This window comes from Streptomyces colwelliae, from assembly GCF_048158785.1.
GTDB lineage: Bacteria > Actinomycetota > Actinomycetes > Streptomycetales > Streptomycetaceae > Streptomyces.
Genome location: NZ_JBLTJC010000184.1, coordinates 1 through 20,146 on the forward strand (window position 1 = coordinate 1; position 20,146 = coordinate 20,146).

General features: G+C 70.4%; 14 protein-coding genes. 12 read left to right on the top strand and 2 right to left on the bottom strand.

The window, feature by feature from the left end:
• The 3 genes from ACNFOC_RS31530 to ACNFOC_RS31540 form a co-directional block, all read left to right on the top strand.
• Positions 1-960: sensor histidine kinase (locus ACNFOC_RS31530; RefSeq protein ID WP_416962459.1), on the top strand; the 960-nt coding region annotated here is incomplete at its 5' end.
• A gap of 128 nt (positions 961-1,088) precedes the next feature.
• Complete coding sequence (locus tag ACNFOC_RS31535; protein WP_416962460.1) at positions 1,089-1,748, top strand: response regulator transcription factor; 660 nt, start codon at positions 1,089-1,091, stop codon at positions 1,746-1,748.
• A 168-nt stretch (positions 1,749-1,916) separates the two neighbouring features.
• On the top strand, positions 1,917-3,101 hold the full coding sequence (locus ACNFOC_RS31540; protein WP_416962461.1) for a serine hydrolase domain-containing protein: 1,185 nt from the start codon (positions 1,917-1,919) through the stop codon (positions 3,099-3,101).
• 9 nt (positions 3,102-3,110) lie between these two features.
• Here ACNFOC_RS31540 and ACNFOC_RS31545 read toward each other — a convergent pair whose 3' ends face one another.
• Both ACNFOC_RS31545 and ACNFOC_RS31550 read right to left on the bottom strand, forming a co-directional pair.
• Positions 3,111-4,007 carry an urea carboxylase-associated family protein gene (locus ACNFOC_RS31545; RefSeq protein ID WP_416962462.1) on the bottom strand — a complete coding sequence of 299 codons (897 nt, stop codon included), beginning with the start codon at positions 4,005-4,007 and terminating at the stop codon, positions 3,111-3,113.
• Positions 4,004-4,708, bottom strand: a complete 705-nt coding sequence (locus ACNFOC_RS31550; RefSeq protein WP_416962463.1) for a GntR family transcriptional regulator — start codon at positions 4,706-4,708, stop codon at positions 4,004-4,006. Before ACNFOC_RS31550 ends, ACNFOC_RS31545 begins: the two co-directional genes overlap by 4 nt.
• A 193-nt stretch (positions 4,709-4,901) precedes the next feature.
• Here ACNFOC_RS31550 and ACNFOC_RS31555 point away from each other — a divergent pair, with 193 nt between their 5' ends.
• The 9 genes from ACNFOC_RS31555 to ACNFOC_RS31595 form a co-directional block, all read left to right on the top strand.
• Entirely contained in the window at positions 4,902-5,735 is an 834-nt protein-coding gene (locus ACNFOC_RS31555; protein WP_416962464.1) for an ABC transporter substrate-binding protein, read from the top strand.
• Between the two features lie 6 nt (positions 5,736-5,741).
• Positions 5,742-7,250, top strand: a complete 1,509-nt coding sequence (locus ACNFOC_RS31560) for an amino acid ABC transporter permease/ATP-binding protein (RefSeq protein WP_416962465.1) — start codon at positions 5,742-5,744, stop codon at positions 7,248-7,250.
• A gap of 310 nt (positions 7,251-7,560) precedes the next feature.
• Positions 7,561-8,136, top strand: a complete 576-nt coding sequence (locus ACNFOC_RS31565; RefSeq protein WP_416962466.1) for a TetR family transcriptional regulator — start codon at positions 7,561-7,563, stop codon at positions 8,134-8,136.
• 158 nt (positions 8,137-8,294) lie between these two features.
• Entirely contained in the window at positions 8,295-8,900 is a 606-nt protein-coding gene (locus tag ACNFOC_RS31570; protein WP_416962467.1) for a (2Fe-2S)-binding protein, read from the top strand.
• A gap of 4 nt (positions 8,901-8,904) precedes the next feature.
• Positions 8,905-9,879 (top strand): FAD binding domain-containing protein, encoded by a 975-nt coding sequence (locus ACNFOC_RS31575; protein WP_416962468.1) that lies wholly within the window; start codon positions 8,905-8,907, stop codon positions 9,877-9,879.
• Positions 9,879-12,020 carry a xanthine dehydrogenase family protein molybdopterin-binding subunit gene (locus ACNFOC_RS31580; protein WP_416962469.1) on the top strand — a complete coding sequence of 714 codons (2,142 nt, stop codon included), beginning with the start codon at positions 9,879-9,881 and terminating at the stop codon, positions 12,018-12,020. Before ACNFOC_RS31575 ends, ACNFOC_RS31580 begins: the two co-directional genes overlap by 1 nt.
• A 160-nt stretch (positions 12,021-12,180) precedes the next feature.
• Complete coding sequence (locus tag ACNFOC_RS31585; RefSeq protein WP_416962470.1) at positions 12,181-13,725, top strand: hypothetical protein; 1,545 nt, start codon at positions 12,181-12,183, stop codon at positions 13,723-13,725.
• Positions 13,726-13,848: 123 nt separating this feature from the next.
• Complete coding sequence (locus tag ACNFOC_RS31590; RefSeq protein ID WP_416962471.1) at positions 13,849-19,401, top strand: glutamate synthase-related protein; 5,553 nt, start codon at positions 13,849-13,851, stop codon at positions 19,399-19,401.
• A gap of 5 nt (positions 19,402-19,406) precedes the next feature.
• Positions 19,407-20,146, top strand: a 740-nt coding sequence (locus ACNFOC_RS31595; RefSeq protein WP_416962472.1) for a flavodoxin domain-containing protein, incomplete at its 3' end; no start/stop codon positions are given.

Genomic DNA, 20,146 nt, shown 5'->3' on the forward strand with positions numbered 1-20,146 from the left:
CTCGCCGACCCCACCACCCACCGCGAACTGCGGTGGCTGGTACGGCACTCCACCCTGGGGCTGCTGCTCGGGCTGCTCGGCGTCCTGTTGCCGATCAGTGCCGTGCGGGACAGCGCGTTCCCGCTGTACTGGACGTTCATGCCGGCGAACACGACGGCCACGTCGCTCGGCATCGGCAACGCGCAAACCTGGCCGGACGCGCTCGCCGTGGCGTTGCTCGGCGTGGGCTGGATCGCCATCATCCTGGGGCTGGCGCCCGGGATGGCCCGGCTCCAGTCGGGCCCTGGACGGCACCTCCTCGCGGCCGGCCCCGACGTCGATCTCTCCTTGCGCGTCGCGGAGTTGACCGCCACCCGGGCCGCCGCGCTCGACGCGCACGCCACCGAACTACGGCGTATCGAGCGGTCGTTGCACGACGGCGCGCAGAACAGACTTGTCTCCGTGGCCGTGTTGCTCGGCGCGGCCCGCCGCATGGTGGCCCGCGACCCGGCCGGCGCCGACGAACTCCTCGAACGCGCCCAGTCCGCCGCCGAGATGGCCCTGGCCGAACTGCGGACGGTCGCGCGCGGCATCCTGCCGCCGGTGCTGGCCGACCGGGGGCTCGCGGGCGCGCTCTCCGGTCTCGCGGCGGACTGCGCGGTGCCGTGCCGGATCGACGTGGACGTACCCGAACGCTGCGCGGCCTCCGTCGAGGCGACCGCCTACTTCGTCGTGGCCGAGGCTCTGACCAACATCGCCAAGCACAGCGGGGCCGCGCACGCCGTCGTCACGGCACGCGGCAGCGCCGGCCGACTGGTGCTGTCCGTCGAGGACGACGGCCGGGGCGGCGCCGACGCCGAGGGCGGCTCCGGACTCACCGGCATCCGCCGCCGTATCGCCGCACACGACGGCGCCCTCACCCTGACCAGCCCACCCGGCGGCCCGACCGTCCTGACCGTGGATCTCCCCTGCGGTCGATGAGCCCGGCAGCCGGGGAGCCGGGATCATGACGAGCAAGGGGAGCCAGCGATGCGGAACTTGAGCTGTGGAGCCTGAATTGCGGAGCCTGAACTACGGAGCGTGGGACGTGGGACGACATGAGGCCTGACATGCGGATCGTGATCGCCGAGGACGACCCGTTGCTGCGCGAGGGGCTCGCCCTGCTGCTGCGCGCCGAGGGGCTGGACGTCGTGGCCACCGCCGGCAACCCCGACGAGGCGCTGGACGCCATCGACGTGCACAAGCCGGACGTCGCCATCCTCGACGTACGGATGCCGCCGACCCACACCGACGAGGGGATCGTCGCCGCGGTCGAGGCCCGGCGCCGGCGGCCCGACCTGGCGGTGCTCGTGCTGTCCGCGTACGTCGAGCAGAGCTTCGCCACGGAGCTGCTCGGCGGCGGGGTGAGCGGGTTGGGCTACCTCCTCAAGGAACGGGTGGGCCGGGTCGAGGAGTTCCTCGACGCGCTGCACCGCGTGGCGGCCGGCGGCACCGCCATCGACCCGGAAGTCGTCGCCCAGCTCTTCACCCGCTCCCGCCAGGACACCCGCCTCGACCGGCTCAGCCCCCGCGAACGGGACGTACTCGCCCTGATGGCCGAGGGGTTGGGCAACTCCGCCATCGCCGAACGCCTCGTCGTCACCGACGGCGCCGTCCACAAACACATCCGCAGCATCTTCGCCAAGCTCGACCTGTCCCCGACGGACCAGGTGGACCGCAGGGTGGCGGCCGTCCTGCGCTACTTGGAGGACCTACGACGGCTGGCGTAACTCCCCGTCGGCCGGGGGCTCTTGGTACAGCAGGCTGTACGGCGGACCGGCCCGCGGGCTGGATCGATCACCGCGTGCCGTCTCCCTAGGTTGGTGAACACAACGGAACACACCGGAACACACAGCGAGTCCGGTGTTCCCGACCACCAACCCCCTCGGAGACAGCCCATGTTGACGACTCGTCACCTCACCGCCGTAGCCGCACTGGCCGCACTCGGCCTCGGCCTGGCGACGCCCGCCGCGAGCGCGAAGGACGCCACGAGCTCCACGAAGTCCCGGCAGCGCAGCACGACGCTCCAGCAGAGTGTGGACGCGATCCAGCGGACGGGAACCGTTGCCGTCGTAGCCCAGTCGACGGGTCCGGAGGGGCGGCGGTACGCCACCACCGGGGTGTCGGACACCGCCACGGGACGGGCGGCCCGCGCCATCGACAAGTTCAGGATCGCGAGCAGCACCAAGGCCTTCGTGGCGACGGTGATGCTCCAACTGGTCGGCGAGGGAAGGGTGTCGCTGGACGACAGCGTCGAACACTGGCTGCCCGGTGTGGTGGACGGCAACGGGAACGACGGAAACGCCATCACCGTACGGCAGTTGCTGAACCACACCAGCGGGCTGTTCAACTACACCGCAGACTTCCCGGCGATCGCCTCGGTGGACGGTTTCGAGGCCGACCGGTACACCACCTGGACCCCGCAGCAGCTGGTGGGGATCGCGATGCGGCACGCCCCGGACTTCGCGCCCGGCACCCAGTGGGAGTACTCCAACACGAACTACATCGTCGCCGGAATGATCATCCAGAAGGCCACCGGCCACACCTGGCAGCAGGAGGTGACCCGGCGCGTCATCCGTCCGCTGGGCCTGCGCGACACCTCCGCCCCGGACACTTCTGCCCGCATCCCGGGCCAACACCTGCACGGTTACTCGGACTTCGGCGGCAGCGGCCCGACCATCGACGTCACCGAACTCAACCCGACCGCCGCCGGATCGGCCGGCGCGATGATCAGCACGACCAACGACCTCACCCGCTTCTTCTCCGCGCTCCTGGGCGGCAGGCTCCTGCGCCCGGCGCAGCTCGCCGAGATGAAGACGACGGTACGAGCCGCCTCCCTCGACCCCGTCTGGCCCGGCGCCCGCTACGGCCTGGGCCTGATGGAGATCCCCCTGACCTGCGGCGGCGTCTACTACAGCCACGCCGGCGACCTGATGGGTTACACCACCCGCGACGGCGTCAGCGCGGACGGCCGCCGGACCGTGGTCCTGGAGGCGACGGGCGACGGCGCGCCCGATCTGTCGACGGAGGCGGCGCAGAACGCGTTGATCGACACCGAACTCTGCGCCACAGCACGGAAGTAGCGCCCGGCCTCAGCCGGCGGCATCGACGAATTCGGGCCGCCGCATGCCGTGGAGGTTGCGGTACGCGGCCCTCCCCGGCGAGCTCCAGCCCTCCAGCAGCGCGGGGTCGGGCCGGTACACCTCGACACCCAGCGGGCGGCAGACGTCCAGGGGGTCGCGGGCGTCCGGGCCCCAGAGCGGGACGGAGAGATCGCCGCCGGGGCAGGTGGACAGCGCGCACAGCAGATCGGTCTCGGCGAAGAACTCGAAGTGGTCGCCCACGCGCGCGGGGCAGTCCTTCATGAAGTACTGGTCGTCGTCGTTGAGACCGGTGCACTGGAAGACATTGAGCACGTCGTGCACGTCGAACTCGGTTAGCCCGTACGGCAGTACGGCCCGGACCAGGTTCGAGTGGCAGTGGAAGTCGAAGTCCTCGCCGGTGAGCATGCGGTTGACGTACGGGTCGCAGCGGGTGCCCAGCAGGTCGTGGACGCGTCCGCCGTCGCCGTCCACGCCGTAGTTGGAGAGGGTGTCGTCGGTGACCGTCAGCAGGGGGCGCAGGAACGGCAGGGTGGACCAGATCCGGTCGTACGTGGAGATGTGCGCGCGCTGCAACTGGCGGGTGCGAGCGGCCCACATGCGCTCGCGCGGGTCGTGCAGGTTCCACACGTTGAGGTCGCCGACCTGGGGGCCCTCGACGGTGACGATCCGGCACAAGTGTCCCTCGGGGACGGTCCAGGCGCGGCCGGAGCGGATCGGGATCTCGAAGGAGTCCACGAGTTCGTGGCGCACCCCGGCGAAACGGTCGTAGAAGGCGCGGTCGACGTCAAGGGCGCCGCCCTGGGTGGCCCGGTAGGCGGCGGCCGCCTTAAAAGCGGGGGGCGCGGCGGTCGCGGCGGTCGCGGGGGGCGCTGTGCGGGAGGTCATCGCTTGCCTTTCGCTGCCGAAGTCGTGCGGGTCGTACGGGAGTTGGCGCGTACGGCGGCCAGCACCGTCCGCTCGGAGTCGTCGAGGTAGAGCCGCAGCGCGGCCGTGGCGTCCATGCGCCGGCCGCCGCGGATCAGGTCGCAGATCTCGCGGTCGCGGGCGACCCACGGTGCCTGGAAGGCTCCCTGGTCCGCCATCACCGCGAAGGCCAGGCGGAGTTGGGCGATCGTCACCCGGAAGAAGCCGTCGAGGCGGGCGCTGCCCAGCAGGGCCACCAGCGACTGGTGGAAGCGCAGGGACGCGGTGCCGACCTTGTCCCACGCCTCGGCGTCGACGGCGAGTTCGGCGGCGGCGACCTTGGCCTCCATCGCGTCGAGCAACGGCTCCGGGGCGAGCGGGCTCGCGTCGACGGCGCTGAGTTCGAGCGTGCGGCGGGCGAGGTAGATGTCCGTCACGTCCTCGGCGGCCAGGGTCTTCACCGCCGTGCCCTTGTGCAGCTGCTGCACCACGAGACCCTCGTCGTGCAGGGTGCGCAGGGCCTCCCGCAGGGTGTTGCGGGACACCCCCAGCTCGGCGGAGAGCGCCACGTCCCGCAGCGGGGTGCCGGGTGGCAGCTCACCCTCGACGATGCGTTCGCGCAGCACGTCGGTCACCAGGACGGGCCGCCCGGCGGAGGCCGCCGCGCCGTTCAGAGTCGACATGCCCCCACCCTAGCGCACGATCTGTTGAACAAAACAGGGGCATGGTTCACCTTGGCTCACCCGATCCACCTGCGGCATCCAGGGAATTTCGGCCTTTTACTTGACTGAAACACCGAGGCGTCACCATCATCAGCAGCCAGATTGTTCAACAGTTTTGCTGTCCGTTTCAGTCTCCCGGTCGAGAGGCCTCCTCATGCACGTGACCCTCTTCCGCTCCACCACCGCCCTCGGCGCCGCAGGCCTGCTCCTCGCCCTCTCCGGCTGTTCGAGCGGTTCCTCCTCGGCCGGCGGGGCGGACGGTTCGGGCACGATGACCGCCGGCACCCTGACCGTGGGATCGGACCTGACGTATCCGCCGTACGCCTATCTGGACGGCAAGACCCCGGCGGGCTTCGACCCGGACATCTCGCGCGCCCTGGCCAAGGCGTCCGGGCTGAGGTCGACGTTCGTCGACACGCGGTTCGAGCAGCTCATCGCCGGGCTCGGGACGGGGCACTTCGACGTGATCGCGTCCGACCTGTACATCACCGACGCGCGCGAGAAGCAGGTCGACTTCATCCCGTACTTCACCACCGGCAACTCGATCGTGGTGCGGAGCTCGGGCGGCTACCGGCCGACCGTGGTCACCGACCTGTGCGGGAAGTCCGTCGCGGTGATCAAGGGCGGCCAGATCGTCGAGAAGCTGCGCGGCGAGGCGAGCACCCAGTGCGAGGACAAGGGTGAAAAGGCCGTGGACGTAAGGGAGTTCGGCACCGATCCCGAAGGCACCCAGGCGCTGCTGTCCGGCCAGGTCGACGCCCAGGTAACCGACGGCGCCGTGGCCAAGGCGGCCGCCGACAAGACGAACGGCCGGCTCACCATCTCCTCCAAGTCCCTGATCTACCCGGTCCAGTCGGGCCTCGCGGTCAAACGCGGCGACACCGCCCTGAAGAAGACCCTCACCACAGCACTGGCCGAGCTCAAGAAGGACGGCACCTACGCCGAGCTGCTGAAGAAGTACAACCTCGGCCAGGCTCAGGGGAGTTGACGGACGATGGGCAGCTTCGACTGGAGTTACACGCTCGGTCTGTTCGCGGACGCCGACCTGTGGCGGGCAGCCCTGCTCGTCGTCGAACTGGCCGTCTCCGCCTGGGTGATCTCCACGGCACTGGGCCTCCTGGTGGCCCTCGCCCAGCAGTCCCGCCTACGTCCGCTACGGCTGATCGCAGCCGGGTACGTCTGGTTCTTCCGCAGCCTGCCGCTGCTGGTCCTGCTGATCTTCGTCTACAACTCCCCCCAGATCTTCCCCGACTTGAGGCCCCTGCTCTCCAGCCCCTTCGCCGCCGGCCTGGTCGCGCTCGTCCTCAGCGAGACCGCGTACATCGCCGAGATCCACCGCGGCGGCCTGCTCGCCGTGGGCAAGGACCAGGGCGAGGCCGCGCAGGCGCTGGGCATCCCCTACGCGGGAGTCCAACGCCATGTGGTGGTGCCGCAGGCGTTCCGCGTCGCCCTCCCCGCGCTGGGCAACGAGTTCATCAGCATCCTCAAACTGACCTCCCTGGTCAGCTCCATCTCGCTCGCCGAACTCCTGCTGGTCGGCCAGCGCCTCTACACCCAGAACTTCCTGGTCCTGGAGACCCTGCTGGCCGTGGCGGTCTACTACGTCCTGCTCGTCACCCTCTTCGACCGGCTCAGGGCGCTGCTCGAACGCCGCCTGGACGTGCGCAAACGCCGTACGAAAACGGCAGTTGGCGCCACCGTCCCGGAGGGCGGCGGGGTCCTGGCCACACCAGCCCGGACCCGGCCCCGTACTCCGCACGAGGGCGAGGCGGTCGTACGCGCCCGGGGCCTGCGGAAGTCCTTCGGCCCGGTGTCCGTCCTGAACGGCGTGGACCTCGATGTGCACCGCGGCGAGGTGGTGGCCGTCATCGGCCCCTCCGGCTCGGGCAAGACGACCCTCGTCCGCACCCTCAACCACCTTGAGCAGCCCGACTCCGGCAGCGTGGAGATCGACGGCAGGCCGATGGGCGGCCGGGACCGCGAACTCGCCGCCCAGCGCCGTCGCGTGGGCATGGTCTTCCAGCGCTTCAACCTCTTCCCGCACCGGACCGCCCTCCAGAACATCACCCTCGCCCCACTCCAACAGCGGCTCCACGAGGGCCGGTTGGCCGCTGAGAGCCGGGCACGGGAACTGCTCCGCAAGGTCGGCATGGACGCCCACGCGCACAAGTACCCCCACCAGCTCTCCGGGGGCCAGCAGCAACGGGTCGCCATCGCCCGCGCGTTGGCGATGGACCCCAGCGTCCTCCTCTTCGACGAACCGACCTCGGCCCTCGACCCCGAACTCGTCGGCGAGGTCCTCTCGGTGATGAGCGAACTCGCCGCCGACGGCACGACGATGGTCGTCGTCACCCACGAGATGCGCTTCGCGCGGGAGGTCGCGGACTGGGTGGTCTTCATGGACCAGGGCCGCGTCCTGGTCCAGGGTCCGCCCGAGGACGTCTTCGACAACTCCGGGGAACCGCGCCTGGAACGGTTCTTCGCGGCGATCGGCCCAGCGTGAGTCCCGCGACGTCGTACAGGCCCAGATCAGCTTCATGGCGATTGTGATCACTGGGCCTGCCGACGGTAACCCTTTACCGGCCTGGAAAGAACGGTGGTGATCAGGTGAGTGGTTTCGCTGCACCGGCCCGCACAGCCCTCTCACACTGACGACAGATCGATCGTGCGTCCGGGGAGGCCATCGAAGCTCACCAGGTCTCCGCGGTGTTCGACGCCATGGACGAGGAGGTCGCCCCACTGCGGAGCCTCATGCCCGAGCCGCCATCGCCGTATATCCGATGACATTGAGTGGCATCACTAGGATGAGTGACATGGGTCGATGGATGCCGGACGCAGCGGGCCGACTGTCGCGGGCCGCGCTCGAGCTGTACGAGGAGCGCGGCTTCGAGGACACCACGGTCGCCGAGATCGCCGAGCGGGCCGGTCTGACGAAGCGGACGTTCTTCCGCCACTTCCCCGACAAACGCGAGGTGCTGTTCCCGCTCTCGGCCCGGATCCACCAGGTGATCGTCGACGCCATGGCCGCCGCGCCGGCCGACCTCTCGCCCCTCGCCGTCGTCCTGGAGGGGTACGGCGCCGCCGTGGACATGGTGAACACGGGGCATGCGCAGGCCCGGCGGCGCCGAGCCGTCATCGTGGCCAACCCGGAGCTCCGGGAACGAGAGCTGACCAAGTTCGCCGCGACCAGCACGGCCGTGACCGAGGCGTTGGGCGAGCGCGGTGTCGCGCCGCGGACCGCCTTCCTGACCGCCGCCGCGGGTGCCGCCGCGTGGAGGGCCGCGCGCGAATCCTGGATCGAGGGTCCGGAGACACAGGACCTGCACGCCCTGCTGCGTGAATCCGTGGAGGAACTCAGGGCGGCGGTCGCGGCCCCGCTCGCGCCGTAAGCCACAGCTAGAACCACAGCTAGCTAGAACCACAGATAAAGCGACAGCCGTGCCTCTCCTTGCCGCTCCCGTCACCCATGACACCTGGTGTCATCACTGTTACGATGACACCAGGTGTCATCATATGCCCCGTGTTCGACGGAGAGGGTGCATCGCACATGTCGGAAACGTTCGACGAGGCAACCACGCTCAAACGACGAACCTTCGTCGCGGCGTCGACAGCGGTCGCCGGCCTCCCCCTGCTGACCTCGGATCGCCTGCCCGCATCCCCATCCGCCCCCGCGCCGGCCGACCGGCTCTCCACCGTCCGTCTGACGGTCAACGGCGAGCAGCGCACCGCCCAGGTCGACAACCGCACCTCACTCCTCGACCTCCTCCGCGAGCACCTGGACCTCCCCGGCACGAAGAAGGGCTGCGACCAGGGCGCCTGCGGAGCCTGCACGGTGCTCGTGGACGACCGGAGGGTGAACTCCTGTCTCGTCCTCGCCGTGATGGCCCAGGACGCGCACGTCACCACGATCGAAGGACTCGCCCGAGGCCGGGGCGATCAACTGCATCCGCTACAACAGGCGTTCATCGACCACGACGGCCTTCAGTGCGGCTACTGCACGCCGGGGCAGCTCATGTCGGGCGTCGCCTGTATCGCCGAGGGCCACACCGGCTCCCGGGAGGAGATCCGCGAATGGATGAGCGGCAACCTGTGCCGGTGCGGGGCGTACACGAACATCGTCTCCGCGATCGAGCAGACGGCCAAGGAGGTATGAGCGCGTGCATCCCTTCGCCTTCAGTCGAGTGTCCACCGTCACCGCCGCGCTCAACGCCGGTGCCGGCAACGGCCGTTACATCGCCGGCGGGACCACCCTGGTCGACCTCATGCGGGAGACCGTCGAGCGCCCCGCGCACGTGGTCGACATCAACGCGCTGCCGTACAAGGACATCACCGCCAACCGGCAAGGGCTGCACGTCGGTTCCCTGGTGCGGATGAGCGAGCTCGCCGCGCATCCGGAGGCGCGCGCCACGTACCCCGTCCTCTCGCAGGCCCTCGAACTGGGCGCCTCGGCCCAGCTGCGCAACATGGCCTCCATCGGGGGCAACATCATGCAGCGGCCCCGCTGTCCGTACTTCCGGGACGTCCACTCCGCGTGCAACCGCCGTGACCCGGGCTCGGGTTGCGATGCCCGGGAGGGTGACAACCGTATGCAGGCGATCCTGGGGACGAGCACCCACTGCGTGGCAACTCACCCCTCCGACCTGGCAGTTGCTCTCGTGGCGCTGGACGCCGTGATCCAGGTACGGGGCCTCGACGGCACCCGCTCCATCCCGGTCCAGGACTTCTTCCTCCGCCCCGGGGACACGCCCCAGAAGGAGCACTCGCTGCGGTCGGGCGAACTCATCACCTCCGTCACCGTCCCCGCCGGAGCGCACACGCGCCGCTCGGGCTATCTGAAGGTCCGCGACCGGCAGTCGTACGAGTTCGCCCTCGCGTCGGCGGCGGTGGCGCTGGACATCGGGGGCGGCGTGGTGCGGGGCGCCAGGGTGGCCGTGGGCGGTGTGGGGACCGTGCCGTGGCGGCTGCCCAAGGTGGAGGAGGCGCTCGTCGGGAGGCGGCCGGGGCGCCGGACGTGGACGGATGCCGCGGCCCTCGCGGCCGAGGGCGCCGTACCGCTGTCCGAGAACGCCTTCAAGGTGAAGCTGGTCGAACGGACCGTGCGCCGCCAGCTCATGACGATCGGAGGACAGTGATGGCGACGACCGTCGTCGGGCAGCGGCTCTCCCGCGTCGACGCCCGCCGCAAGGTGACCGGCACGGCCACCTACTCGGCCGAGCACCGCGTCGAAGGCCTGTTGTACGGCGTGCTCGTCAACTGCACCGTGGCGCGCGGCACGGTGAGCCGGATCGCGGTGGACGCGGCGCTCGGCCACCCGGGCGTCCTGCACGTCCTGACCGACTTCGGCAGCCTGCGACTCGCCCACCCCGTCGATCGGATCGCCTTCTACGGCCAGCCCATCGCGGTCGTCGTCGCGGAGACCCTGGAGGCGGCGACCCACGGCGCCTCGCTGGTCGAGGCGACGTACGAACGGCAGGACGCGGTAACCGACTTGGACGCCGCCGGCATCCCCTCGCAGACACCCGCCGACGAGCCCGACTACAGCCGCGGCGACCCGGCGGGCGCACTGGCCTCGGCGCAGGTGAAGGTGGACCTGGAACTCACCAGCGCCCGCGAGAACCACAACCCCATCGAACTGCCCTCGACCATCGCCCGGTGGCAGGACGGACGGCTGACGCTCTGGGACAAGTCCCAGTGGTCACAGGGCGCCGCGCGCACGGTGGCCGGCGCGCTCGGCATCGCCGTCGGCGACGTCCGCGTGCACAACGAGTTCCTGGGCGGCGGGTTCGGCAGCGCGATCCAGACCTACGACCACGTGATGCTGGCCGCGTTCGCCGCGCGCGAGGTCGGCAAGCCCGTCAAGGTGGTGCTGACCAGGCGTCAGTTCTTCTACGGCACCGGGTTCCGGCCTGCCAGCCGGCACCGGATCGCCCTCGGCAGCAGCACGGCCGGGCGCGTCAGCGCACTCACCTACGACGTCCGTATCGAGAACGCGCGCTACCAGTCCTACACGGACGGCCTGACCGACCTGCCGCAGTTCCTCTACGGCGTCCCCAACACCCGTACCGCGTACCGGGTCACGCCCGTCGACGTCCAGTCCCCGTGCTCCATGCGGGGCCCGGGCGTGGTGCTCGGCAACTTCGCCCTGGAAACCGCGATGGACCAGCTCGCGCACGAACTGGCCGTGGATCCCGTCGAGTTGAGGCTGCGCAACGAGCCGACCCAGGACGAGGTCAACCAACTCCCCTTCTCCACCCGGAAGTTGCGCGAGTGCTACGAGACCGGCGCGCGCCGCTTCGGCTGGTCCCGGCGGAACGCCAAGCCGGGCTCGCGCACGGACGGCGACCTCCTCATCGGCATGGGGATGGCCACCGCCAGCTACCACAACAACCGGCGCGATTGCAGCGCACGGGCCCGGATCCACGCCGACGGCACCGCCGAAGTCTTCGCGGCCTCCGCGGACATGGGCCCCGGCACCACCACCTCGGTCATGCAGGTCGCCGCGGACGCCCTGGGGCTGCCCGCCTCGGCGGTCACCTTCAGGCTGGGCGACTCCAGCTACCCCACCGCGCCCCTACACGCGGCGGCCACCACCATGGCGAGCGTGGGCTCGGCCGCGCACACCACCTGCAACGCGCTGAGGACGGAATTCGTCCGCAGGGCGGTGGCGGACCCGAACTCCCCGTTGCACGGCGCGAATCCGGCGGACGTACAGGTGCGCGACGGCCGGCTGGAGGCCCCCGGCGCCCGGGACAGCTACCAGGAGATCCTGCGCCGCGCCGGTCTGCCGAGCCTCGACATCACCGGCAACTGGGGCCCGGGCGACGCCGATTCGAAGATCTCCACCTACGGCTACGGAGCCGTCTTCGCCGAGGTCTCCGTCGATCCCCTGCTGGGCCTCGTCCGCGTACGGCGGATCTTCGCGGCGTACGACGTGGGGCGGGTGATCAGCCCCAAACTCGCCCACAGCCAGGCCATCGGCGGCATGGTCGGCGGCATCGGGATGGCCCTCCTCGAAGGCACCGTCACCGACCACCGCGACGGCCGTATCGTCAACGCGAGCCTCGCCGACTATCTCGTGCCGGTGAACGCGGACATCACGGATCTCGACGCCGCGTTCATCAACACCGAGGACCCGCAGGCCGATCCGATCGGTGTGAAGGGCCTCGGCGAGATCACCATCGTCGGGGTGGCGCCCGCCATCGGCAACGCGGTGTTCAACGCGACGGGCAAACGCCTGAAGGACCTGCCGATCCGTCCCGAGGCACTGCTTTAGCTCACACGCCGGCCACGACAGGCCGACTGCAACACACCCGCGTGTCCGATGTCAGTGGCGTGGTGCAGGGTGATGAAGGACGATCTCGACAAGCAGGTCCGCATCGTCCGGCGCATCCCCTGCACCGCCCCCCGAACACCGCACGGCAGAAAGGGTGTTGATGACCTCGGCGAGTCCCGACTGCATCGTGGTCACATTGGTCGAGATCCAGGGAGGTCCGGCCAAGTGGGAGCGGGTCGAGCAGCACTTCCGCGAGGCGGCGTGGTCCTTCCGGACGCCGTCGGCGAAGGAACGCCGGACAGCCCGGCGGGCATTCGAGTCCGATCCGGCGGACTCCCGCTTCCTCTGGGTCGACGTCCCGGTCACCGGTTCACCCTGGCGTGCGGAGCTTGAAGCATCCTGGTCCGTGGCCGCCGTACGCCGCGCGACGCGGGTCGTCGTCTACGACCGTGTGCTCCGGCGCGAGGAATCCGACCGGACGATACAGCCGGGGTGGCAGTCGCATGCGACGGAAGCGCGATCGTGGGTCACCATGCCACCGCACGCGCCGAGTTGGTCGAAACCCGTGTGGTGGCTGCGCCGACTCCTCTACAACTCGGCTGTCCGGACCGGTCTGTTCGACGTCGGGCCGAGGGTGCACGGCAATCGGTCCGCCGCTGTCGTCGATCTGGTCCGCGAGATGACCGCGTCCGGTGACGTGGACCTTCGGCCGCTCGACGGACGTGGCCGCCCGGGCACCGTGCAGTACGGAGAAGACGCCCTCAACCGGGCCTTGGTGTTCATCATGGGGCCGTTGTTCGCCACGCTCGTCTTCGTCACCCTGGCCCACGACGCGGCTCCCGTGGGAGTCGCGATCTGCTGGTCGGCGGCCGTCCTGGCCACATGTCTCGCGGGATGGACAGCGATCACACTGCCTCTGGCGCGCACCCGTCTCCGCTCCGCGTTGACCGTCCTCGCGATGAACGCAACGGCTGTGTTCGTCGCCGTGGGCAAACCAGGACCTCCTCTCACGGCCGCGCAGACCCTGGCGACAGCAGGTGTCGTCTACTACGCGGTCGGTCTGGTCCTGCTCGGCCGCCGCTGGAAGTGGCAGCTGCTGATCGCCGGTGTCCTGCCGTTGATCGCCACCCTGGCCGTCGCGGCACTCCCCCTCACCAGCCGATTCCTGGACGACCTCTATGCCGACGAACTCTCCCTGACCCCCGCCGAGACAAGCGTCAGCGGCATCTGGCGACTGGGCGCCGCCATGAAGCTTCTCTGGCCGTCCCTCGGAGCCGTCCTGTTCATCGCGGCCGGCTGGGGCATCATGCGCTACTTCCACTTGATCCGCCCGCGCAGCATCACCGGCGCGACGATGGCGACGTTCAGTGTCGTCGTGGCCCTGGTCTTGACCGCGGCGGCAGCCCTGCACTCACCGGCGGCAGCGGCCGACAAACTGAAGCAGGCGGCCGTCCGGGACACAGACCCTCCTCCGTACTTCGGCATCAGCCCGGAGTGGACGTGCGTCACTCCCACTGTGCCCAAGGGTGAACTGACCGAGAAGGGCGGGACGTTGAAGGCCGGAGAGCCGTACATCTCGTTCGGCGTCGCCGACGGCCAGGTCGTGCTGTGGAACCCCGCGACCGCAGAACCGCTCCGGGTCGCCGCCGACCAGGTGAGACTCACGCCACGGCCGCACCAGGCACACACTTGCCCTGGAAGTTAGGTAACCCTTACCGTAGTCCTTCGCACCACTCAGGGCCCGACCGCCCCACCGGTCCGCCCGCGGCAAGCGCTTCACCGACGCAGCCTGGCCGTCCTCCGCCGGAACCGCTCACAGGACGGGCCCGTGAATCACTCCACCTTCGGTCTGTACGACCCTGCCCGCGACCACAGCGACTGCGGCGTCGGCTTCCTGACCCGCCTCGACGGGATGCCGAGCCACGACGTCGTCGTCAAGGGCGACGAGGCCCTCCGCGCCATCCCGCACCGGGGCGGGAAATCAGCCGAGGGCGTCGGTGACGGCGCGGGTGTGAGCGTCGACCTGTCGGTGGAGTTCTTCAGCGCGATCACCGGCCAGGCGCTGCGCGCAGGGCACTTCGGTGTCGCCAACTGCTTCATGCCCACCGACGCCGACCGTCCCGAAGCCGCCCTGCACCTCGTCGGCCGCAGCATCGCCGACCAGGGCTTCGACGTGCTGCTCGTCCGTGACGTACCCGTCGATCACAGCGTCGCCCGTCCCGCCGCCGAGCGGCATCAACTGCCCATCGTGCAGTGGGTGTTCCGCGCCCCCGAGGACTGGTCCCGCGCCGACGTCGACGCCGCCGCCCACCGCGCACTGCTCGCGATCGAGGCCGTCGCCTACGCCGACGACACCTACGCCGGGTTGTACCCGCTGTCGCTCAGCGCCCGCACGCAGGTACTCAAGGGGCGCCTCAACTCCGGTGAGATCGTTGGCTACTTCCGCGATCTGCTCGACCCGCGGCACTCCGTCCGCTCGCTGTACTTCCACACCCGGTTCTCCACCAACACCGAGCCGCACCCGACCATGGCGCAGCCCTTCCGCCTCATGGCGCACAACGGCGAGCTGAACACCGACCGCAAGAACCGGCTGAGCGACGAGGCCCTCGCCCGCGCCCGGACCCGGAGCATCGTGCGGCCGCCCGGGCAGTCCGACTCCAGCCGGCTCGACCAGACCCTCCAGAGCCGGGTGTCCGACGACGGCCTGGACCTCGTCGAGGCCGTCGTGTCGCTCATGCCGCCCGCCTGGGAGAACGACCGCACCCTGCCGGACGCCGTACGGGACATGCTCGAGTACTTCTCCCTCTACGAGGAGAAGAACGACGGTCCGGCCGCCGTCATCTTCAGCGACGGCGACGTCATCGGCGCCCGCCTCGACCGGCTCGGGCTGCGGCCGTTGCGTACGGTCGAGACCGCCGAGTATCTGATGGTGGCGTCGGAGGCCGGTCAAGTCGCCTTCCCCGACGGCGAAGTCGTGCACCGCGGGCGGATCGAGGCCGGCGGCATGCTCGTCGTCGACCACCGCACCGGACGCCGGATGCGGACGCGCGAGGTCCTCGACGCCCTCGCCTCCCGCCGCCCGTACTCCCAACTCCTCGGCGCGGCACGGGTGAACCTCGACGACCTGCCCGCGCCCGACTACTACCGCGGCACGACCACCCTCGGCTACGACGGCGATCTCGCCCTCGCCGGACGGTACGTGGCGTACTCGCTGAACCAGGAGAGCTTCCGGTTCATGCTCGACCCGATGCTCGCCAACGGGTCGGAACGCATCTCCGCGATGGGCTACGGCAACGCCATCAACGCGCTCAGCGACACCGAGGGCGGCATGGCGAAGTACTTCTCGCAGCGCTTCGCCCAGGTCACCAACCCACCCCTCGACAGCATCCGCGAGGCCGACGGCATGAGCATGCGCGTCGCCCTCGGCCCCAAGCCCGACGGCACGGGCGGTGTCGGCAGCGCCGGGGGCCGCCAACTCGTCGTCTCCTCCCCCGTGTTGGGGCACCTCGACATGGTGCGGCTACGGGACCAGCGGATCGTTCCGCTGGAACGGTTCGACATGCTCTACGACCCGGTGGTCGGGGACGAGTCCGCCAACGCCGACTCGTTGCGGGCCGCGCTCGGCCAACTCTGCGACGGAGTCGAGCGGTTCGCGGCCGGGCAGGGCGGCATCGCCGTCCTCACCGACCGGGCGATCTCGTCCACGCGCGCTCCGCTGCCCGTCGTCCTCGCCGTCGCCGCCGTGAACCAGCGGCTCATCGAGACCGGGCTGCGGCTGCGCGTCTCGATCGTGGCGGAGAGCGGCCAGTTGCCGTCCTCGCACCATGTCGCCACCGCGCTGGGCTTCGGCGCCTCCGCCGTCTACAGCCTCAGCGCCCGGCTGCGCGCCGAGGAGAAGCACCCGAGCGCACCGGCGCCCGCAGGCGAAGTCACCGAGACCGACCGGGCGTTGGCGCGGTTCCGCAAGGCCGCCGAGAAGGCGCTCGCCAAGACCATGGGGCGGGTCGGGCTGTGCACCGCGGAGAGTTACATCGGCGGCGCGTTCTTCGAGCCGAACTATCTCGACACCCGCGACGACGTCTTCGCGCGGGCCTTCCCGCACATGGAGGCGCCGGTCGGCGGGGTCGGGTTCGCGCGGATCGCGCAGGCCGCGACCGAGTGGCACGAGCGGGCCCGCGCCGTCGAGACCGAGCAACAGGTCCCGCTGCTGGGCCTGTTCAAGGAACGCTCGGACGGCGCCGGGCACTCGTTCGGTGTCTCCGCCGTGCGCGGCTTCGGTGACATGGCCGAAGAACGACCGGAGTTCGGGCGCGAGAGCGACCCGGAAGGCCTCCGCCTCCTCACCCTCGGCCAGCTCGACGACGCCTTCGGCATCACCGACGCCGCCTACCGCGACACCGGCTACGACGCGCTCAGCGACGCCGAGATCGACGCGTTCCGGATCACGCCCGGGTACCGCGCCTTCCTGCGGACCACCCACGAGGAACGGTCGCGCCGCCCGTCCGCACTGCGGGACGTGCTCGCACTGCCGGCCGACGTCACCGGTCTGCGTACGGCGGAGGACTTCGCCCGTGAGCTGGGCCGGTTCTCGACGGACGGCAACGCGAGCGTGACGGTCAGGGGCGTCGTCGCGACCGTCACGGAGCGGACGGCGGGCACGGACACGGTGACCGTCCGCCTCCAACTCGCCTCCGCCGGAACCGAGTTGCACACCGCCCTCGCCGAAGGCCTCGCCCTCGCGCACCCCGGCGAGGTCGAGACGACTCTCCCCGCGGACGCCGACGGAGTCACGGTCACCGCCACCGGAACCGCCGCCCGCCTCCTCGCCCTCCTCCGCAACGCCCCCGACAGCCTCCAACTCCCCGACGTGCAACCGGCGCACGAGATCACCCGCGCCCTCGCCTCCGGCGCGATGAGCCACGGCGCGCTCGTCGCGACCGCGCACGAGGCCGTCGCGCACGGCACCAACATGGTGGGCGCGATGTCCAACAGCGGTGAGGGCGGCGAACACCGCTCCCGCTACGGCACGATCCGGGGCTCCCGGATCAAGCAGTTCGCGTCGGGACGCTTCGGGATCTGGGCGGGGTATCTCGCCGACCCGATGCTCCAGGAGCTGGAGATCAAGATCGGGCAGGGCGCGAAGCCGGGCGAGGGCGGCCAGTTGCCCGCGCCGAAGGTCACCGTCGACATCGCGGCGGCCCGCGGCGGCACCCCCGGCATCGAACTCATCTCCCCTCCCCCGCACCACGACACGTACTCCATCGAGGACTTGGCCCAGCTCATCCACGACTGCAAGGCCGCGCGGGTCCGGGTGATCGTGAAGCTCGTGTCCTCGGAGGGCATCGGCACGATCGCGGTCGGCGTCGCGAAGGCGGGCGCGGACGTCATCAACGTCGCCGGAAACACCGGCGGTACGGGCGCGGCGGCCGTCACCAGCCTCAAGTACGCGGGCCGTTCGGCCGAGATCGGAGTCGCCGAGGTCCACCAGGCCCTGGTGGCCAACGGGTTGCGGCAGAAGGTGGTCCTGCGCTGCTCCGGAGCACACCAGACAGGCAGCGACGTCGTCACGTCCGCGCTCCTCGGCGGCGACAGCTTCGAGTTCGGTACGACGGCACTCATGATGCTCGGCTGCGTCATGGCGAAGAACTGCAACGTGAAGTGCCCGGCCGGGCTCACCACCAACTCCGAGGCGTTCGAGGGCGATCCGCGCGCCCTCGCGCAGTACCTCCTCAACATCGCGCACGACGTCCGCCAGATCCTCGCCCGTCTCGGCCTGCGCTCCCTGCGCGAGGCCCGGGGCCGCACGGACCTGCTCCAGCTCCTCGACCACCCGGCGAGCGTGGGCCGCCTCGACGTACGGCGCCTGCTGGCCCGCGTGCCGGAGAAGGTCGTAGCCGAACCGGAGTACCTGGAGAAGGACTTCACCACCGACGACGCCCTCATCGAACGCGTCCGCGCCGCACTCGTCGACCGGCGCGAACCGGCCCTCCTCGTCGAGGACATCCACCTCCGCAACAGCGACAAGTCGGTGGGCGGCCAGCTCTCCATCGACGTCGAACGCCTCCTCAACCACGAACTCAACTACCAACCGGGTATGGACATCCCGGCCGTCACCACCGACGACCGGGGCCGTCGCCGCCTCGTCGACGACGCGGTCCGCATCCGCACCACCGGCTCCGCCGGCCAGTCGTACGGCGTCTTCTGCAACGACGGCATCACCCTGGAACACACCGGCACCGCGAACGACGGCGTCGGCAAGAGCCAGAGCGGCGGCCGGATCGTGGTCCGCGCCCCGGGCGGCGGCAGCACCGAGCGCGGCGGGAACGTCCTCGTCGGGAACTTCGCGCTGTTCGGCGCGACGGGCGGGCGGACGTTCGTACAGGGAGAGGCCGGTGACCGGTTCGCCGTGCGCAACTCCGGTGCCACGGCGGTCGTCGAGGGCCTCGGCGACTTCGGCTGCGAGTACATGACCGGCGGTACGGTCCTCAACCTCGGCGGCTTCGGCAAGGGCCTCGGCAACGGGATGAGCGGCGGTTTCCTCTACCAGTACGACCCCTCGGGCGAGTTGAGCGGCCAGGTGAGCGCCGACTCCCTCCTCGTCTTCTCCATCACCGACACCGCGCACGGCGCCTTCCACGAGGAGGCCGTACGACTGCTGCTGACCTGGCATGTCGAGTCCACCAACTCACCGCTCGCAGCAAGCCTGTTGGAGGACTGGGAGGCCCAACGGCAGTACGTGTACTGCGGGATGCCCCGGTCGCTGCTCCTCTACCAGGACGCGGGCGAGATCCTCGCCGCCGCGACCCGAGGCGAGCTGCTGGACGAGCTGGCGACGTCGATCGCGACGGACAAGTTGCGTGCGTTCAAGGTCGATTACCGCGATCACCGGACCGTGCTCGGCGGGCGTGCCCCGGCGTTCGGCGACCAGGGCAGCGACGACATGTTCTCCCTCCTGTCGTCGTACACGGTGCTCGGCGTCGCCCAGGACCTGGCGCTGCAACGGGTGCCGGGCGCGAGCGGCCCGGGCGATCCGCGGGTCACCGAGGCCGTCCGCAACCTCGTCCTCACCGAGGACTTCTTCGTCAAGCAGCGGGTGGTGAAGTACCTGCGCGGGACGCTGGAGCGGTTCGACGACGGCGAGTTGGCGACCCTCATCGCGAGCAAGCGCCTCGACGACTACAAGCGGGCGCTCCGTCAGCGCAACAACCTGAGCGTGGACGCCCCCGGCACCTACGGCTGGATCGTCCACCAGACCACGAAGAACGCCGACCGGGTCCGCGCCGCCCGCTTCGACGAGCTGCTCGCGACGGCCGCGCTCGACGACATCGCCGCCCGCCACACCCACATCCCGCAGGCCCCGACCGAGACGGTGACCGCGTGACCCTCATGCCCCCGACCGGTGCCCTCATCCCGGCCGACGCACCGTTCTCCGCCCAACAGGAGTCCTGGCTGGCCGGGTTCATCGCCGGCATCGCGGCCGCCGGACGCAAGCAGAGCGTGTCGGGCTCCGCGCCCACGGCCACGATCGACGTGCTGTTCGGCACCCAGACCGGCAACGCGGAGTTCCTCGCCGACGAGTTGGTCGCCGGAGCGCGGGCACGAGGCCTCGCGGGCACCGCGACCGCGCTCGACGCCGTGACCCCCGACCAACTGGCCACGATGTCCCACGTGTTGGTGGTCACCTCGACCTACGGCGAGGGCGAACTCCCCGACAACGCGGGCCTGTTCTGGGAGGCCCTCCAGTCCGACACGGCACCGCGGCTGGAGAGCGTGCGCTACGCCGTCCTCGGCCTCGGCGACCGCGGCTACGACGACTTCTGCCAGGCGGCGAAGCTCATCGACATCCGCCTGGAACAACTCGGGGCGGCCCGCCTCCACGAACGCGTCGACTGCGACGTCGACTTCGAGGAACCGGCGGCGGAGTGGACGGCGACGGTCCTGGACCGGCTGGCGGCCGAGACCGGCGCGACCGGGGATACGGGTGCGGCCGCCCCGAGCCCGTCCGCGGCTACCTCCTCCACCGTCGTCCCGCCGTCGAGCACGCCGTCGACGGTGATGTTGCGGACCGTGGTCAGACTCTCCACCTCGGTGGCCAGGTCGTGCACGACCACCGTGCGGGCGGGTTT

Bases quoted from the DNA above. Each gene is read 5' to 3' on its own strand.
- ACNFOC_RS31535 (WP_416962460.1), top strand. From the start codon at position 1,089: ATGCGGATCGTGATCGCCGAGGACGACCCGTTGCTGCGCGAGGGGCTC.
- ACNFOC_RS31540 (WP_416962461.1), top strand. From the start codon at position 1,917: ATGTTGACGACTCGTCACCTCACCGCCGTAGCCGCACTGGCCGCACTC.
- ACNFOC_RS31545 (WP_416962462.1), bottom strand. From the start codon at position 4,007: ATGACCTCCCGCACAGCGCCCCCCGCGACCGCCGCGACCGCCGCGCCC.
- ACNFOC_RS31550 (WP_416962463.1), bottom strand. From the start codon at position 4,708: ATGTCGACTCTGAACGGCGCGGCGGCCTCCGCCGGGCGGCCCGTCCTG.
- ACNFOC_RS31555 (WP_416962464.1), top strand. From the start codon at position 4,902: ATGCACGTGACCCTCTTCCGCTCCACCACCGCCCTCGGCGCCGCAGGC.
- ACNFOC_RS31560 (WP_416962465.1), top strand. From the start codon at position 5,742: ATGGGCAGCTTCGACTGGAGTTACACGCTCGGTCTGTTCGCGGACGCC.
- ACNFOC_RS31565 (WP_416962466.1), top strand. From the start codon at position 7,561: ATGGGTCGATGGATGCCGGACGCAGCGGGCCGACTGTCGCGGGCCGCG.
- ACNFOC_RS31570 (WP_416962467.1), top strand. From the start codon at position 8,295: ATGTCGGAAACGTTCGACGAGGCAACCACGCTCAAACGACGAACCTTC.
- ACNFOC_RS31580 (WP_416962469.1), top strand. From the start codon at position 9,879: ATGGCGACGACCGTCGTCGGGCAGCGGCTCTCCCGCGTCGACGCCCGC.
- ACNFOC_RS31585 (WP_416962470.1), top strand. From the start codon at position 12,181: ATGACCTCGGCGAGTCCCGACTGCATCGTGGTCACATTGGTCGAGATC.